General features: G+C 66.4%; 10 protein-coding genes. 1 reads left to right on the forward strand and 9 read right to left on the reverse strand.

Features of this window, described 5'->3' with window-relative positions; translation table 11 throughout:
* The first annotated feature begins 40 nt into the window (after window positions 1-40).
* Window positions 41-2,632 (forward strand): bifunctional aconitate hydratase 2/2-methylisocitrate dehydratase, encoded by a 2,592-nt coding sequence (acnB, locus tag QP512_RS09550; RefSeq protein ID WP_014647014.1) that lies wholly within the window; start codon window positions 41-43, stop codon window positions 2,630-2,632.
* A 205-nt stretch (window positions 2,633-2,837) separates the two neighbouring features.
* On the opposite strand, the gene QP512_RS09555 is transcribed toward acnB, so the two are convergent.
* The 9 genes from QP512_RS09555 to QP512_RS09595 all read right to left on the reverse strand — a co-directional run bounded on the left by QP512_RS09555 (window position 2,838) and on the right by QP512_RS09595 (window position 15,216).
* The gene (locus QP512_RS09555) at window positions 2,838-3,911 is read right to left on the reverse strand and encodes a chemotaxis response regulator protein-glutamate methylesterase (protein WP_286071874.1); all 1,074 of its coding nucleotides are present in this window, start codon (window positions 3,909-3,911) and stop codon (window positions 2,838-2,840) included.
* A complete protein-coding gene (gene cheD / locus QP512_RS09560; protein ID WP_008264676.1) occupies window positions 3,908-4,504 on the reverse strand; it encodes a chemoreceptor glutamine deamidase CheD in 597 nt (198 codons plus the stop codon). The genes QP512_RS09555 and cheD overlap by 4 nt, the downstream gene beginning before the upstream one ends.
* A complete protein-coding gene (locus QP512_RS09565) occupies window positions 4,501-5,370 on the reverse strand; it encodes a CheR family methyltransferase (RefSeq protein ID WP_286071875.1) in 870 nt (289 codons plus the stop codon). The genes cheD and QP512_RS09565 overlap by 4 nt, the downstream gene beginning before the upstream one ends.
* 37 nt (window positions 5,371-5,407) lie before the next feature.
* A complete protein-coding gene (locus QP512_RS09570) occupies window positions 5,408-7,678 on the reverse strand; it encodes a methyl-accepting chemotaxis protein (protein WP_286071876.1) in 2,271 nt (756 codons plus the stop codon).
* A 611-nt stretch (window positions 7,679-8,289) separates the two neighbouring features.
* Entirely contained in the window at window positions 8,290-10,677 is a 2,388-nt protein-coding gene (locus tag QP512_RS09575) for a methyl-accepting chemotaxis protein (protein WP_286071877.1), read from the reverse strand.
* Window positions 10,678-10,778: 101 nt separating this feature from the next.
* Window positions 10,779-11,162, reverse strand: a complete 384-nt coding sequence (locus QP512_RS09580) for a hypothetical protein (protein WP_006442858.1) — start codon at window positions 11,160-11,162, stop codon at window positions 10,779-10,781.
* A gap of 136 nt (window positions 11,163-11,298) precedes the next feature.
* Window positions 11,299-11,790, reverse strand: coding sequence for a chemotaxis protein CheW (locus QP512_RS09585; RefSeq protein WP_099552079.1), 492 nt, complete (start codon window positions 11,788-11,790; stop codon window positions 11,299-11,301).
* A 186-nt stretch (window positions 11,791-11,976) separates the two neighbouring features.
* Window positions 11,977-12,750, reverse strand: coding sequence for a flagellar brake protein (locus QP512_RS09590; RefSeq protein ID WP_286071878.1), 774 nt, complete (start codon window positions 12,748-12,750; stop codon window positions 11,977-11,979).
* Window positions 12,751-12,966: 216 nt separating this feature from the next.
* Window positions 12,967-15,216 (reverse strand): methyl-accepting chemotaxis protein, encoded by a 2,250-nt coding sequence (locus tag QP512_RS09595; RefSeq protein WP_286071879.1) that lies wholly within the window; start codon window positions 15,214-15,216, stop codon window positions 12,967-12,969.
* Window positions 15,217-15,480: the final 264 nt, after the last annotated feature.

Consider the following 15,480-nt stretch of genomic DNA (forward strand, 5'->3'; position numbering starts at 1 on the left):
CACTTTGTTATTTCAACCTACGCATTACCCGGGAGTTGTCATGTTGGAAGCCTACCGCCACCACGTCGCCGAGCGCGCTGCGCTTGGCATCCCGCCGCTGCCGCTGAGCGCGCAGCAGACGGCCGATGTCATCGAACTGCTGAAGAACCCGCCGCAGGGCGAGGCCGAGTTCCTGCTCGACCTGCTGACCCATCGTGTGCCGGCCGGCGTCGATGACGCAGCCAAGGTCAAGGCCTCGTACCTGGCCGCGATCGCGCTGGGCAGCGAGCAGAACCCGCTGATCAGCCGCGAGCGCGCCACCGAACTGCTGGGCACCATGCTGGGCGGTTACAACGTGGCCCCGCTGGTGCAGCTGCTGGACGACGCCAGCGTCGGCACCATCGCCGCCAACGGCCTGAAGAAGACCCTGCTGGTGTTCGACGCCTTCCATGACGTGCAGGAAAAGGCCAAGGCTGGCAACGCCAACGCCCAGGCCGTGCTGCAGAGCTGGGCCGATGCCGAGTGGTTCACCAGCAACCCGGAAGTGCCGCAGAGCCTGACCGTCACCGTGTTCAAGGTGCCGGGCGAGACCAACACCGACGACCTGTCACCGGCCCCGGACGCGACCACCCGCCCGGACATCCCGATGCACGCGCTGGCGATGCTGAAGAACAAGCGCGACGACGCGCCGTTCACCCCGGAAGAAGACGGCAAGCGCGGCCCGATCCAGCAGATCCTGGACCTGAAGGACAAGGGCCACCTGGTGGCCTACGTCGGTGACGTGGTCGGTACCGGTTCCTCGCGCAAGTCGGCCACCAACAGCGTGCTGTGGTGGACCGGTGATGACATTCCGTTCATTCCGAACAAGCGTGCCGGTGGCGTCTGCCTGGGTTCGAAGATCGCCCCGATCTTCTACAACACCATGGAAGATGCCGGCGCACTGCCGATCGAGCTGGATGTGTCGAAGATGGAGCACGGCGATGTGGTCGAGCTGCGTCCGTACGAAGGCAAGGCGCTGAAGAACGGTGAAGTGATCGCCGAGTTCCAGGTCAAGTCCGACGTGCTGTTTGACGAAGTGCGTGCCGGTGGCCGCATTCCGCTGATCATCGGCCGTGGCCTGACCGGCAAGGCGCGCGAAGCACTGGGCCTGGCTCCGACCGACCTGTTCCGCCTGCCGGTACAGCCGGTCGACACCGGCAAGGGCTTCTCGCTGGCGCAGAAGATGGTCGGCCGCGCCTGTGGCCTGCCGGAAGGCCAGGGCATGCGCCCGGGCACCTACTGCGAACCGAAGATGACCTCGGTCGGCTCGCAGGACACCACCGGCCCGATGACCCGTGACGAGCTGAAGGATCTGGCGTGCCTGGGCTTCTCGGCCGACCTGGTGATGCAGTCGTTCTGCCACACCGCCGCCTACCCGAAGCCGGTGGACGTGAAGACCCACCACACCCTGCCGGAGTTCATCTCCACCCGCGGCGGCGTTTCGCTGCGCCCGGGCGACGGCGTGATCCACAGCTGGCTCAACCGCATGCTGCTGCCGGACACCGTCGGTACCGGTGGTGACTCGCACACCCGTTTCCCGGTGGGCATTTCGTTCCCGGCCGGTTCGGGCCTGGTCGCCTTCGCCGCTGCCACCGGCGTGATGCCGCTGGACATGCCGGAGTCGGTGCTGGTGCGCTTCAAGGGCAAGATGCAGCCGGGCGTGACCCTGCGTGACCTGGTCAACGCGATTCCGCTGTACGCGATCAAGTCGGGCCTGCTGACCGTGGCCAAGGCTGGCAAGAAGAACATCTTCTCCGGCCGTATCCTGGAAATCGAAGGCCTGCCGGAGCTGAAGGTCGAGCAGGCGTTCGAACTGTCCGATGCCTCGGCCGAGCGTTCGGCAGCCGGTTGCTCGGTGCGCCTGAACAAGGAACCGATCATCGAGTACCTCACCAGCAACATCACGCTGCTGAAGTGGATGATCGCCGAGGGCTACCAGGATCCGCGTTCGTTGCAGCGTCGTATCGAAAAGATGGAAGCGTGGCTGGCCAACCCGCAGCTGCTGGAGCCGGATGCCGACGCCGAATACGCCGCCGTCATCGAGATCGACCTGGCCGACATCCACGAGCCGATCGTGGCCTGCCCGAACGACCCGGACGACGTGAAGACCCTGTCCGAAGTGGCCGGCGCCAAGATCGACGAAGTGTTCATCGGTTCGTGCATGACCAACATCGGTCACTTCCGTGCCGCTGCGAAGCTGCTGGAAGGCAAGCGTGACCTGCCGACCCGACTGTGGGTGGCCCCGCCGACCAAGATGGACGCCTCCGAGCTGACCAAGGAAGGCGTGTACGGCACCTTCGGCGCCACCGGCGCACGCATGGAAATGCCGGGCTGCTCGCTGTGCATGGGCAACCAGGCGCAGATCCGTGAAGGCTCCACCGCGATGTCGACCTCGACCCGCAACTTCCCGAACCGCCTGGGCCGCAACACCAACGTGTACCTGGGTTCGGCGGAACTGGCCGCGATCTGCTCGCGCCTGGGCCGCATCCCGACCAAGGAGGAGTACATGGCGGACATCGGCGTGATCAACGCCAATGGTGCGGAGATCTACCGCTACATGAACTTCGACCAGATCGAGGAGTATCAGGACGTGGCCAAGACGGTCGCTGCCTGATGCGGTAACGGAAAACCCCCGGCTCGCGCCGGGGGTTTTTTTGTGAGCCGACGATGGACGGTAGTGCCGGCCGCTGGCCGGCGCTTCGTCGCTGACGGTCTGTAGAGCCGAGCCCACGCTCGGCTGATGTTCGCGCAATGCGTGATGCGTCGAGCGTGGCTCGACACTACAGAGGCATCCACGCATTGCGTGGACCTGCTTCGCGTCAGCTGCGGGCGAGGGCGAGCAGGCGTTCGGCGATGCGTTCCAGTGGTACCTGTTCCTCAGCGGCGCCGAGTTTGAACGCTGCACCGGGCATGCCCCAGACCACGCTGGTGGCCTCGTCCTGCACCAGGGTCGGCGCACCCGCCTGGCGCATTTCCAGCAGGCCACGCGCGCCGTCGTCACCCATGCCGGTGAGAATGGCGCCGATGGCGTTGCCGCCCGCGCTCTGCGCGACCGAGCGGAACAGCACGTCCACCGCAGGCTTGTGCCGGTTCACCGCAGGACCATCATCGACCCGGCAGCGCCAGCGCGCACCGTCGCGGATGATGCGCAGGTGCTTGCCGCCGGGTGGCAGGTAGGCGTGGCCTGGCAGCACCGCTTCACCATCGCTGGCCTCGCGCACGGCCATCGCCGAGTGGCGGTCCAGGCGTTCGGCGAAGGCGCTGCTGAAGCTGGCCGGCAGGTGCTGGGTCATCACCACTGCAGGCGCGTCGGCGGGCAGGCCTTCCAGCACCACGCGAAGGGCTTCGGTGCCACCGGCGGATGAGCCGATCGCGATCAGACGGTCGGTGGTGCGGAACTGCGGCGCAGCGGGGCGCATTGCAGGAGCTGCGTCCAACAGGAGCTTCGGCGCCGCGGCGCGCACCAGCGGACGCACCCGCGAGCGCGCCGCCATCTTCACCTTGGCGATGATCTCATCGGCGTAGCCCTGCAGGCCACGGACCACATCAAGCTTGGGCTTGGACACGAAATCCACCGCGCCCAGCGCCAGCGCCTGCAGCGTGGTGTCGGCGCCACGCTCGGTCAGAGACGAGATCATCACCACCGGCAGTGGATGCAGGCGCATCAGGTTTTCCAGGAACGCCAGCCCGTCCATGCGCGGCATTTCCACGTCCAGCGTGATCACGTCCGGGGCCAGGCGCTTGATCTTCTCGCGCGCCAGCAACGGATCGGCGGCGGTGCCGACCACGTCGATTGATGGGTCGCTGGACAGGATCTCGGTGAGCATCTGGCGCACGACGGCGGAGTCGTCGACGATCAGGACCCGGCAGGGGGCGTTGCCGGTGAGCGTCATTCGAACAGCTCCACGCCGCCGGTGACCGGGGCCTTGGACAGGCGTGCACGCACCGCCGATTCGGTCGCAGCCACCTCGGCTTCATGCGCGTGCGGCAGGCGCTGCACCACCACGCGGCCGGTATCGGCAAAGAACCAGATCTTGCGCGGATGGATGCCGCACAGGTCCTCGGCGATGATCGGAATATGCTCGGCCTGCAGGTACTGGCGCACGAACTCGGCATTGCGGGTGCCGACCGGGTTGCTGGTGAAGCCCTTGAGCACGTTGGCGCCGCCGAACACCTTGGCTTCGATGCGCTTGCGGTGCGCGCCGCGCTTGAGCATGTCGTTGATCAGCAGTTCCATCGCGTAGCTGCCGTAGCGCGCGGGTGCGCCGTCGCCCGCGTTGCCTTCCGGCAGCAGGAAGTGGTTCATGCCGCCGATCTTCAGCACCGGGTCGCGCAGGCAGGCGGCCACGCAGGAACCCAGCGTGGTGGTCAGCGCAGTGGTGTCATCGACCACCAGGTACTGGGTGGGCAGCAGTTTGGCGGCGATGGTCTTGAAGCGCGCGTCCTGGTAGCGCATCACATCGTCGGTACGCAGTGAGGCGTTCATGCGCCACCCTTTGCCGCACGGCGGTACAGGGTGCGCCCGCAGGGCTGGATCAGGTCGGCCGCGTGCAGATAGTTCTCCGAGTGGCCGGTGTAGAGCAGGCCGTCATCGGCAAGGTGCTGCACCAGGCGACCGAGGATGGCGCGCTGGGTCGGCTTGTCAAAGTAGATCATCACGTTGCGGCAGAACAGGGCGTCGAACGGGCCGCCGACGTCGTAGCGAGGGGCGAGCAGGTTCAGCGGGCGGAACTCGATCAGCTCGCGCAGCGCCGGCAGCACGCGGCACTGACCCTCGTTGGGACCGCTGCCGCGCTGGAAGTAGCGGCGGCGCAGGTCCGGGTCGAGGTTGGCGACCCGGTCGATGTTGTAGACGCCACGGCCGGCGGTGGCCAGCACCTGGGTATCGACGTCGGTAGCCACGATGCGCACCGGCGGCTTCAGCGTGCCGAACGCTTCACAGGCGGTGATCGCCATCGAGTAAGGCTCTTCACCGGTGGATGCGGCACACGACCACAGCAGCAATGGCGTGCGGCTCGAGCGTTGCTGCAGCTCTTCGCGCAGCTTGTCGAAGTGGTGCGGCTCGCGGAAGAACGAGGTCAGGTTGGTGGTCAGCGCGTTGGTGAACGCCTGCCACTCATCGCCGTCTTCCTGTTCCAGATGGTCCAGGTACTGCTGGAAGCTGCGCATGCCCAGCGTGCGCAGGCGGCGCGACAGGCGGCCATACACCATGTCGCGCTTTGCCGGCGCCAGGGCGATGCCCACGCGCTGATAGATCAGGTCGCAGACGCGGCGGAAATCACGGTCGGCGAACTCGAACTCGCGCGGGCCGGTGACGATGGGAGTAGGACTTTGCACGGGGGACGTGTCCATCGGCGAGGGCGGTGGCCGGAGCCACCGCGGGTGGGTCTCAGAATTCCTGCCAGTCGCTGTCGCTGGCGACGAAGGTGCTGGCGTTGCTGCTGCGGCGGGCCGGCGTGGGCGCGCTGGTCGTCTGCGGACGTGCCACGGTGGTGATGCGCGCAGGCTCCACGCGCGCGGCCGCAGCCTTCACTGCGGCGGAAACCTGGTTGTCGAGGCGGAAGATCGCCACGGCATCGGCAAGCTGGCCTGCCTGGTCTTCCATCGCACGCGCGGCAGCCGTGGCTTCCTCCACCAGCGCGGCGTTCTGCTGGGTGGTCTCGTCCATCTGCACGACGGTCTGGTTGACCTGCTCGATGCCGGCCGACTGTTCCTGCGAGGCGGCTGAGATCTCGGCCATGATGTCGGTCACCCGCTGCACTGAGGCGACGATCTCGCCCATGGTGCTGCCGGCCTGATGGACCAGGCTGGAGCCTTCGGCGACCTTGCCGACCGAATCATCGATCAGGCCCTTGATCTCCTTGGCAGCGGCAGCGGAGCGCTGGGCGAGGGTGCGCACCTCGCTGGCAACCACCGCGAAGCCACGGCCCTGTTCACCGGCGCGGGCGGCTTCCACCGCAGCGTTCAGCGCCAGGATGTTGGTCTGGAAGGCGATGCCATCGATGACCGAGATGATTTCGGCAATCTTCTTGGACGAGGCTTCGATGGCCGACATGGTGGTCACGACCTGGCCGACCACGTGACCACCCTGCGAGGCGACACCCTGCGCACCGATGGCGAGCTGGTTGGCCTGGCGTGCGTGTTCGGCGTTCTGACGCACGGTGGACGTCAGCTCCTCCATCGATGCAGCGGTCTCTTCCAGGTTGGCGGCCTGCTGCTCGGTGCGGCGCGACAGGTCGCTGTTGCCGGAGGCGATTTCGCCCGCGGCCAGGGTGATGCTGGAGGCGCTGGCCTGGATCTGGCCGACGATCTGGGTCAGCTGTGCGACGGTGGCGTTGGCATCGTCACGCATGCGCGCGAACACGCCCCGGTAATCGCCGTGCATGCGCGCGGTCAGGTCGCCCTCGGCGATGGACGACAGCAGCTGCGAGAGCTTGCCGAGGTTGTCATCGCTGACCGCCATCATCGTGTTGAGGTTTTCCAGCATCAGGCGGAAATCGTGATCGAAGCGCTGCGCGTCGCCACGGCGGCTGAAGTCGCCTTCCGCGGCGGCACTGGCCAGCTGCTTGATCTCTGCATTGATGCGGCCGAGATTGGCCTTGACGGTGTCGACTGTGGTGGTCATCGCCGCCTTCTCGCCCGGATAGCGGGCGATGTCGCGGCTCAGGTCGCCGACGGCGTATTGCTTCACCACGTCCAGCACGTCGTGCAGGGTCTGTACATGGCTGCCGACCAGGGTGTTGGTTTCCTGCACCATCAGCCCGTATTCGCCCGGGAAGGCGCTGGCGTCGATGCGGTAGCTCAGTTCGCCGCCGTCGTGGCGGCGGGCCATCTCGCGCTGGCCGCCGATCACCGCATGCAGCTGCTGCTGCATGCCGGCCATGGCGTGCAGCAGGCGGCCGGGTTCGTCGTGCGGCTGCGGGCCGATGTGGCTGTCCAGCTTGCCGCTGGCGATGCCTTCGGCGACGGCGGTGGCCTGCTTCAGCGGGCGTGCGATGCGGTTGCCGATGACCCAGCTCAGCGCCAGCACGATCAGCACCAGCACGCCACCGGAGACCGCCATGATGGCGGTGAACACCAGTGCCTGCTTCTGTACGTCATCCATGTAGACGCCGCTGCTGACCACCCAGTTCCAGGGCGCGAACAGGCCGGCGTAGGCGACCTTCTCGACGTCGCCCTTGCTGCCCGGCTTGGCCCAGCGGTAGTTGACGAAGCCGCCGCCAGCCTTGGCTGCTTCGACCTGGTCGTAATAGATGCGCACGCCGTCGTCGGTGCGGAAATCCTTCATGTCCTTGCCGACCAGGTCCTTGCGGAACGGGTGCATCAACAGGTGGTAGCCGGTGTCGTAGATGTTGAAATAGTAGGTATCGTTCTCGGCACGCATCGATTCCAGCGCCTGCAGCGCGGCGCCCTTGGCGGCGTCTTCGCTGAGCTCGCCGGTACCGGCCAGGCGGTGGTAGTGCTGGAGGATGCCGTAGCTCAGTTCGACCTGGGTCTTCAGCGCGCTCTTGCGGGTCTCGGTGAGGTCCAGGTACTGCATGCGGGCGGCGATCACCGAGAGCGCGATCACGCCGAGCGCGATGAGCAGCGTCAGCAGGTTGAGCTTGCGCCGGACGGAGAGATTGCTGAAGTAGTGTTGCCAGCGATGCAGGAGATTCATCGAGCAGGACCAGGTGGAAACGGGCGGGCGGCGCCGAGCCGGTCACGGCGGGACAAGCGGTGACAACCCCGTTATCGGCCGCTGGGGCGGGGGATTGAGGTGCGGTGTTCGAACGTATTCAGGTTTCCGTGCAGCGGCGGCTGCGGCGCTGCCTGCGGCAGGCTGGTTTTGAAGCAACAGCAACAGCAACAGCGGTTGGTCGGCGGTCACGGGTTGCGAGAAGGGCCTGGCCAGGGTGGGTTGGCGGGGGGCGCTGTAAACCCGTCCTTGGGGGCTTGGCCGCGGCATCCATGCCGCGGACACCCCCGCCAACCCACCCTGACCAGGCCCATTCGACATCCCGGTGTCGGATGGCAAGAGCGTTGGGTTTCCAAGTGGAAAGAGGGGTCAGATCCGTTTTCCTGCGGAGAACGGATCTGACCCCGGAAGCGATGCAGCTGTTGCTCTTGCTCTTCTTTCTTCAATCCGGGGGGGACGCGCACGGGAACTGTCCGTGGCCGGGAGGGTGGGTTGCGCAGGGGTGTCCGCGGCATGGATGATCCAGATACCCCGTAAACGAAAACGCCCTAGCGCAGGGCCAGGGCGTTCTCGTGCGTCAGGTCAGGCAGGCATCAGAATTCCTGCCAGTCTCCGTCCGCCAGTTCGGTGGCCATCGGCCGACCACCCGCGCTGCGGCGGGCGGGCGGGGCAGCCGGAGCAGCCGGAGCCGGTGCCGCCGGTGCAGCAGCACGCGGGGCCGGGGCAGCGGCGCGCGGCGCGGCAACCACGGTATCGGCTTCGTCGACCACGAAGATCGACACGGCCTCGCTGAGGTGGCCGGCCTGTTCTTCCATCGCGCGCGCGGCGGCGGTGGCTTCTTCCACCAGCGCGGCGTTCTGCTGGGTGGTCTCGTCCATCTGCACCACGGTCTGGTTGACCTGCTCGATGCCGGCACTCTGTTCCTGCGAGGCGGCGGAGATTTCGGCCATGATGTCGGTCACGCGCTGCACCGAGGCGACGATCTCGCCCATGGTCGCGCCGGCCTTGTGCACCAGTGCCGAGCCGTCATTGACCTTGCCGACGGAGTCGTCGATCAGGCCCTTGATCTCCTTGGCGGCCGCCGCCGAGCGCTGGGCCAGGGTGCGCACTTCGCTGGCAACCACCGCGAAGCCACGGCCCTGCTCACCGGCGCGGGCGGCTTCCACGGCGGCGTTCAGTGCCAGGATGTTGGTCTGGAACGCGATGCCATCGATGACCGAGATGATTTCGGCAATCTTCTTCGACGACGCTTCGATGGCCGACATGGTGGTCACCACCTGGCCGACCACTTCGCCGCCCTGCGAAGCCACGCCATGCGCGCCGATGGCGAGCTGGTTGGCCTGGCGAGCGTGTTCGGCGTTCTGGCGCACGGTGGAGGTCAGCTCCTCCATCGATGCAGCGGTTTCTTCCAGGTTGGCGGCCTGCTGCTCGGTACGGCGCGACAGGTCGCTGTTGCCGGAGGCGATTTCGCCCGCGGCCGAGCTGATCGCGCGGCTGGACTGCTTGATGCGGGTGACGATTTCGCTCAGCTGCGCGGCGGTAGCGTTGGCGTCGTCGCGCATGCGGGCGAACACGCCCTGGTAATCGCCGTGCATGCGCACGGTCAGGTCACCCTGAGACAGTGCGGCAAGCAGGCCGGAGATCTGTTCGATGCTGCCGGCGTTGGCGTCCAGCAGGCCGTTGATCTGCTGTGCCAGCTGCAGGAAGAAGCCTTCCTTGTCGCTGGCGTCGATGCGGCCGGACAGGTCGCCGGCGGCGGCCTGGGCGATGACGCGGGCGACTTCGGCTTCGACCAGGGCTTCCTGGGTGCGGTCACGCCATTCCACCACGTAGCCGACGGTGTCGCCGTCCTCGTTGCGGATGGTCGAAACGACCTGGGCGAACTGGGCGTCGCCGTACTGCATCGGGCGACGGGCAACGCCGTGCGCCTTCAGATTGCCCAGCAGTGTCTGGTCCATCTCGCCGCGATGCTCCAGCACGGTGACCGGCTTGCCGATCAGCGAGGCCTGGGCGTCGAAGTCCGGCAGGTCGCGGCGCACCTCGTCCTGGTACTGGGTCAGGGTCTGCTGCAGGGCGCGGTTGCTGTAGACGATGGTGTTGCTGGTGTCGGTCAGGTACACGCCGGTCGAGCTGTAATCCAGCGCGGTACGGATGCGCAGGTTCTCGCGGGCGACGGCCTGGTCGGTTTCGATGCGCTCGCGCAGGTCGCGCTGCATGCGCTGCATGGCCTGCATCAGCTCACCGACTTCATCCTGGCGGCTGACATCGATGTGGCCATCAAGCTTGCCGCCAGCGACGTCGTTGGCGACCGAAACGGCGCCACGCACGCTGCCGACCAGGGCGCGGGCGAACAGCCAGACCAGCACCAGGCCAAGCGCCGCGCCGCCCAGCAGGGCGATCACGGTCAGCACGGCCGAGGCGGAATAGGTGGATGCGGCCTCTTCGCGGGAGGCGCGGGCGAGGCGGTTGTCTTCTGCGATCAGCGCTTCCAGCGCCGAAGCGGCCTTGCGGTGCTTGGTGCGGGTCTCGCCGACGAAGGTGTCGATGGCGTCGTCCGGCAGGTCCAGTTCCAGCATCTCGGTGACGCTGTCATAGGAGGCCAGGGCGTCCTTCCATTCCTTGGCGAAGGTGTCGAACAACTTCCTCTGCTGCGCGTTGTCGACCAGCTTCGGGTAGTCCTTGATCGAGGTGTCCATGCTGGTGCGCAGGTCAGCTGCCTGCTTGCGTGCGTCGGACTTGACGTCGTCGCTGGCACGGATCAGCTGCTGGTAGGCGGCGTTGCGGTACTCGCCCAGCATGCCGCGCATCTCGCCGGCCATGCGGATGCTTTCCATGCGCGAACCGGCCAGCTCGGTGGTGACGTTGTTCAGCGAATGCAGTCCGCGATAGGCGACGATGCCCTGCAGCAGCATCACCAGCAGGAGGACGCCGAAGGTCAACAGCAGCTTCGGCATCAGTTTCAGGTTGTTGATCCACGGCATGGGCGTTGCGATCTCCTAAGGCAGACGCGTCCGGGCATCGGGCCCGGTTGCAGCAGAAACCACGCCGGTTCAAGCGCCGGCGTGGTTCGACGGACAGCGGATTACTTGATGTTCGCCAGCTTCAGTCCGGCCGGCGAGCTGACTTCGATTTCGGCGCGCGACGCGTCGCGCTGGATCTTGCCGATCACGCAGACGGTCTTGCCTTCCAGGGTTTCCAGCGGGAAGGAGAACTTGCCGCGGTTCTCCCCGGCGATGCGGGCCGAGAAGGTGTGGCGCGGGAAGGCGCCGCCCATGTACAGGAAGGTCGGCTGGCCTTCGGAACCTTCTGCGTAACGGGCCTTTTCAACCTTGCCGCAGACCATGCCGTCCTTGCCGACCGAACGCGGGGCCAGTTCCGGCGGGATCATGTCGGCCGACTGGGCGAAAGCGGACGAAGCGGTGGTGGCCAGGACAGCGGCCGAAACGAACGCAAGCAGGGACTTCATCGAGGTATATCTCCGGGGATGGTGATGGTCGTTCCGGTTCTGCGCGCTCCTGCGCGACCGGCTTCTGTCCCCCTATCGGCACTGCCGGGGGGAACTGAAGGGTCTTGTGACCAGAACGTGAAGCAGGTCCGCTGCGTCAGGCGGCAGCGTCTTCGGCAAGGGTGGTCTGGCCCATGTCGGCGCTGTCGAGCAGGGTCTCGATGTCCAGCAGGATCAGCATGCGGTCGTCGTGGGTGCCGATGCCGGAGATGAAGCGGGTATCGACAGCGGCGCCGAATTCCGGGGTTGGGCGGATCTGCTCGGCCGAGAGCGGGATCACGTCCGAGACGCTGTCGACCACGATGCCGACCACGCGGTCTTCGACGTTCAGCACGATCATCACGGTGAAGGCGTCGTAGCGGGCGTTGTCCAGGCGCAGCTTCAGGCGCAGGTCGATGACCGGCACGATGGTGCCGCGCAGGTTGATCACGCCCTTGATATAGTCCGGGGCATCCGGCACGCGGGTGACCGCGTCGTAGCCACGGATTTCCTGCACCTTGAGGATGTCCACGCCGTAGTGCTCGGCGCCGAGGGTGAAGCTGAGGAATTCGCCACCGGCGCTGGCGGCGGAGCTGGTCTTGTCGTTCATCGAGGGGTCCTGGTTCTGCCGGAAGTCCCGGTGTCAGGCTCGATATCGGCCCCGCGTGGGGGGACTTTAGGTGCCGGGGAAGAGACCTCCACGCATGGCGTGGATCTACCGACGATCGGTAGTGCCGGCCGCTGGCCGGCAACGGCACTTTCCGGATTGCGGCCAGCGGCCGGCGCTGCCAGGTGACTACATCTCGCCGTTACGGCGCGCCTTGCGCTGGCGGTCGATGCGGAAGATGTAGCGCTGGATGGCGCTGTCGCCACCGCGCGGCAGGCTGTCAAAGCGCATGCCCACGCGCTTGACCTCGATGCCGTTGGGCTGGCGCTGCGGCAGCAGGTTGCAGACCACCAGTTCGATGTCCAGATCGGGGCCATCGGGCAGCGACAGCTGCGCCGGGTAGCGTTTCTGCAGGCTGAACACCGCGCAGTCGTTGGGTACCACTACGGCCAGACCGCCGCCGCTGATGTCCACGACCCGCATCGACAGTGCTTCGGCGCGGGCTTCGCCGGGTGGCAGCAGCAGCTGTGGCGAGTCGGTGACCGGGGTCTCGAGCCGGTACAGCTCGCGGCGCTGCAGGTGCACCAGTTCGTCCGGCAGCGGGGCGCGGAAGGCGACGTGGCCATCGTTGTCCACCCGCTGCAGCGCGTGCAGGCGGAACCGTACGAGGACACGTTCCAGCTGGGCGAAGCAGAGCAGGTGGTCGGCCTGCTCGGCGGCACGGTTCGATGCCTCCTGCGGGCTGCCGTCGAGCAGCAGGTAGTCTTCGTCCTCGTCGAGATCAAGCAGGGCGGTCGGGAACGAACGGTCGCGGCCGTCGATATGCGCATTGATCAGTGATCGCTGCTCGATCAGCGAGCGCAGCAGCTGGCGCAGCTGGCGGGGGTTGCGGACCAGGAAGCGTTCGTCCGCGGCGTCGGCCGCGTGGACATCGTGCAGTTCAGTGTCGTGGCCGTCGGACATGGAATCTGTGATCAGGGGCGGGCGCCAGCACGCGTTGGCGCGAGGCTCGATGGGGATATCGGCCTCTGCACTGGATTATGAAGTGAGAATTTCATCACTTTCCACGAATAAGGAGTCCGATCCCTTTCCCGAGGGAAAGGGACCTGACCCTGTGGCTCTCCTGGTGCATGGGGTCGGATCCCTCTTTCAAGGAAGAGATCTCTAGCCCCAGTGTCTTCAGAACTCCTGCCAATCCCCTTCTGCAGCCAGCGCCGGCTGGGCGGTCGATGCGCGCATCGGACGGACTGGCGCGGCCTTGCTGGCAGGCAGGGCGGCCGCGACCTGGCGCGGCTGCGGCGCATGTGCCAGCCGTGCCGGCGCATCGGCGACGCCCCGCGATGCCAACCGGAAGCGCGCGACGGCTTCGCCCAGCTGCACGGCCTGGTCTTCCATCGCACGCGCGGCAGCCGTGGCTTCCTCCACCAGCGCGGCGTTCTGCTGAGTGGTCTCGTCCATCTGCACCACGGTCTGGTTGACCTGCTCGATGCCGGCCGACTGTTCCTGCGAGGCGGCTGAGATCTCGGCCATGATGTCGGTCACCCGCTGCACCGAGGCGACGATCTCGCCCATGGTGCTGCCGGCCTGATGGACCAGGCTGGAGCCTTCGGCCACCTTGCCGACCGAGTCATCGATCAGGCCCTTGATCTCCTTGGCGGCGGCAGCCGAGCGCTGGGCGAGGGTACGCACCTCGCTGGCAACCACCGCGAAGCCGCGGCCCTGTTCACCGGCGCGGGCGGCTTCCACCGCAGCGTTCAGCGCCAGGATGTTGGTCTGGAAGGCGATGCCATCGATGACCGAGATGATTTCGGCAATCTTCTTCGACGAGGCTTCGATGGCCGACATGGTGGTCACCACCTGGCCGACCACTTCGCCGCCCTGCGAAGCCACGCCATGCGCGCCGATGGCGAGCTGGTTGGCCTGGCGAGCGTGTTCGGCGTTCTGGCGCACGGTGGACGTCAGCTCTTCCATCGATGCAGCGGTCTCTTCCAGGTTGGCGGCCTGCTGCTCGGTGCGGCGCGACAGGTCGCTGTTGCCGGAGGCGATTTCGCCCGCGGCCAGGGTGATGCTGGAGGCGCTGGCCTGGATCTGGCCGACGATCTGGGTCAGCTGTGCGACGGTGGCGTTGGCATCGTCGCGCATGCGGGCGAACACGCCGTTGAACTGGCCTTCCATGCGCGCGGTCAGGTCGCCGGTGGCGATCGACTGCAGCAGCTGCGAGAGCTGGCCGAGGTTGCCGTCAGCCACGTGCATCAGGGTGTTGAGGTGCTCGATCATCAGCTTGAAGTCGTGCTGGAAGCGCTGTGCGTCGCCGCGCTGGCTGAAGTCACCGGCGGCGGCCGCCGCGGCCAGGTGCTGGATCTGTGAATTGATCGCCAGCAGGCTGGCCTTGGCCGCGTCCATGGATTCGTGCAGGATCGCGCGGCTGCCGGGCAGGCGGCGTGCATCCGGGGTCAGATTGCCGATGGCATACTGGTTGAGTACTTCAATGGCATCGACGATCGCATCGAGGTGTTCGAAGATCACCGTGTTGATGCCGTTGGCCAGCTGGCCATAGACGCCCGGGAAATCTTCCGGAATGCGGTGGCTGATGTCCGGGCCGGCATGCATCTGCGCCATCAGCTGGGTCTGCTCGGAGAAGCGGCGCAGCATGGTGGTCATCTCGCTGGTTGCGGCGAGCATGCGACCGGCTTCATCTTGGCTGGTGGCTTGGGTGTTGACGCTGAGATCGCCGCGAGCGACGGCCTGGATGGCGGTAAGCGCCTTGCCAAGCGGGCCGGTGACTGCGCGCGAGATGACGATGGCCAGCGCGGCTGCGAGCAGGGACAGTAGTACCACGCAGCTGACTACGGCGATGACGCTGTTGCGGTGGGTGGCGTTGGCGCCCTCGATCTTGCCCTGCATCTGCTTGCTGAGGAATCCGCTCAGAGCCTTCAGGTCATCGAACGCCTTGCGCCGTGCCGGCCGCGATTGCTCGTCGGAAATCTGCTGGGCCAGCGCGGCGTCGCCGCTGTTCACTGCTTCACGCAGCCTGGCATTGGCAGCGAAATAGGCATCTACGTCGGCCTTCACCGGCGTGAACAGCGCACGCTCGGCGTCACCCGCAGGAATGACGGCGTAGGCCGCCAACTCATCGCGTACTGTCTGCGCGGTGTCATCCATGCGCTTGTTGTAGTCGGCAACCCGGTCAGGCTGGTCCAGCATCGTCAGCAGGGCCATTTCGTAAGTGCGGAACTCGCCCAGCAGCGAGCGCGCCTCGCCCAGGTGTTGGAGAGAGGGCATGTCGTTGGTCGCCATCGAGCCCAGCTGTGCATTGGCTTCGGAGAGGCGCAGCAGCGCGAACACGCCCAGGACCACCGTCATCAGGGTGGTCAAAGTGAAACCCAGCGCCAGCTTGCGGGCGATGGGCAGATCGTGGAACCACTTCATGAAATGCTCCAGGAGACAGTGGAGCCGCGCGCGGGCGGCCTGGGAAGGGGCAATGCGTAACGGCGTGGCTGGGCGTCTTGATAGTGACCGCCGTCACAGACAGATAGCGGCGTCAGACCAGAGGACTTTAAGATCAATGTCACAGTCACCAACCCGGCAAGACCATGTGGAAAGCGTTGCGGCGCAATTTCCCTGGCCCGCGCAGGGGGATTCAGGTGTGACCGCCGGCACGACCAATGTCACACAATGTGGTCAGCCCGATTG

Origin of the sequence: Stenotrophomonas sp. 57, assembly GCF_030291075.1 — a bacterium.
Lineage (GTDB): Bacteria > Pseudomonadota > Gammaproteobacteria > Xanthomonadales > Xanthomonadaceae > Stenotrophomonas.

What these genes read in the sequence shown, in the direction of transcription:
- QP512_RS09570 (WP_286071876.1), bottom strand. Translation starts at nt 7,678, where the DNA reads ATGAATCTCCTGCATCGCTGGCAACACTACTTCAGCAATCTCTCCGTC.
- QP512_RS09555 (WP_286071874.1), bottom strand. Translation starts at nt 3,911, where the DNA reads ATGACGCTCACCGGCAACGCCCCCTGCCGGGTCCTGATCGTCGACGAC.
- QP512_RS09580 (WP_006442858.1), bottom strand. Translation starts at nt 11,162, where the DNA reads ATGAAGTCCCTGCTTGCGTTCGTTTCGGCCGCTGTCCTGGCCACCACC.
- QP512_RS09565 (WP_286071875.1), bottom strand. Translation starts at nt 5,370, where the DNA reads ATGGACACGTCCCCCGTGCAAAGTCCTACTCCCATCGTCACCGGCCCG.
- QP512_RS09595 (WP_286071879.1), bottom strand. Translation starts at nt 15,216, where the DNA reads ATGAAGTGGTTCCACGATCTGCCCATCGCCCGCAAGCTGGCGCTGGGT.
- QP512_RS09585 (WP_099552079.1), bottom strand. Translation starts at nt 11,790, where the DNA reads ATGAACGACAAGACCAGCTCCGCCGCCAGCGCCGGTGGCGAATTCCTC.
- acnB (WP_014647014.1), top strand. Translation starts at nt 41, where the DNA reads ATGTTGGAAGCCTACCGCCACCACGTCGCCGAGCGCGCTGCGCTTGGC.
- cheD (WP_008264676.1), bottom strand. Translation starts at nt 4,504, where the DNA reads ATGAACGCCTCACTGCGTACCGACGATGTGATGCGCTACCAGGACGCG.
- QP512_RS09575 (WP_286071877.1), bottom strand. Translation starts at nt 10,677, where the DNA reads ATGCCGTGGATCAACAACCTGAAACTGATGCCGAAGCTGCTGTTGACC.
- QP512_RS09590 (WP_286071878.1), bottom strand. Translation starts at nt 12,750, where the DNA reads ATGTCCGACGGCCACGACACTGAACTGCACGATGTCCACGCGGCCGAC.